The following is a 1,326-nucleotide window of genomic DNA, read 5'->3' on the forward strand; positions in this document are numbered from 1 at the left end:
CAGTAGTGTCCCAACGTTTTTCAGAGAAGAGAGAGCTGTTTGAGCTCTGAATTCCGATTTGAATTTACTGGGGTAGTTGTAAGTAGTTGATTGATAGGGATATTTTCAAACATGGTCAAGCTCAAGATTTGTAGGATTTCGTAGAGGCTATGAGTCAATTTCAAGCGCTTCTTGGCAATGGCTATCAGCACGTAGGTGCAGATCGCGATCCAAATCTGCGTCCTCACCGCGTTCTCGGTTTCCCCGTAGAACGTCTTGATACGCAGATGCTGCTTGATCCATTTGAAGAACAGCTCGACTTGCCAGCGCTGGCGATAGAGCTGCGCGATCAACTCGGGTTTGAGGCTGAAGTTGTTGGTCAGAAACGTAATCCGTTTGCCCGACTCGTCTTTGACCACCACCCGGCGCAGCGCCTCGGGGTAGTCCTTGCTGGAGTAATGCACCGTGAGCACACCAATCTGATCGCAAATCACATGGGTGTTGATGCGGTCGACGCTTTGAGAGTAGCGCCGCTTGAACTGAGTGTTGCTCTTGGCACGCGTCACGAAGAAGGCGCGCGCCTGATGAATCACAAACAGACGCTTGAAGTCCAAGTAGCCCCGGTCGAGCAAATAGAACGCTCCCGCCTCCAACGTCAGCTCGTCCAGCGTATTGACTTCGTGCGTCTTGCCGTCTGTGATGTGAATGAAAGCGGGAATAGAGCCCCGCAAATCCAGCAGCGTGTGCAGCTTGATAGCAGCCTTGGTAGAGCGAAACGGTGCCCAAGGAAATACAGACAGACACAGGTCGATCGTGGTGGCATCGAAGGCATAGACCATCGCGTCCAGATCGAGCGCCAGGCTTTCTCTGGCGTACAGCGGCCGGGCAATGCCAATGAGGTGCTGCGCCAGATCGGCGTAGATTTGCCACGGGCGTGTCGCATTCGCGTTGGACAGCGTGTTGCGAGAAATCGTGGCGCATCGAAAGCCCATGTGATACAGGCGCTGAGACTGGGCGCGCAGGTTGATCTCGATATCGCGCAGCGACTCTCGGTAAGTCAACTGGGCGAAGGCCATAGCGAAGAATTGATCCAAACAGTGGAAGTCTTGGACTTTGAAATCGCCGTTGTGGCGAGCCACACAGCGGCGAAAGGTGCTCATGGGCAGATGCGCCATGAGCTGAGCGAACACAAGCTTGCCTTGATGCATGGCGGTGTAGGGCGAAAAAACACCCAAAACCGCGAGTCTGACATTCGACGTTCAAATCGAGACCAGATGAAAATGCTGAAATCTGCAAGTAAATCATTAACTTACGATGACCTAATGTGAAAACGTTGGGACACTACTG

General features: G+C 52.9%; 1 protein-coding gene. It reads right to left on the reverse strand.

Annotation, left to right across the window (positions count from 1 at the left end):
- Positions 1–20: 20 nt before the first annotated feature.
- Positions 21–1,187 (reverse strand): IS4 family transposase, encoded by a 1,167-nt coding sequence (locus IQ246_RS29685; RefSeq protein ID WP_194006855.1) that lies wholly within the window; start codon positions 1,185–1,187, stop codon positions 21–23.
- Between the last annotated feature and the right edge of the window lie 139 nt (positions 1,188–1,326).

Origin of the sequence: aff. Roholtiella sp. LEGE 12411, assembly GCF_015206995.1 — a bacterium.
Classification (GTDB): domain Bacteria; phylum Cyanobacteriota; class Cyanobacteriia; order Cyanobacteriales; family Nostocaceae; genus Komarekiella.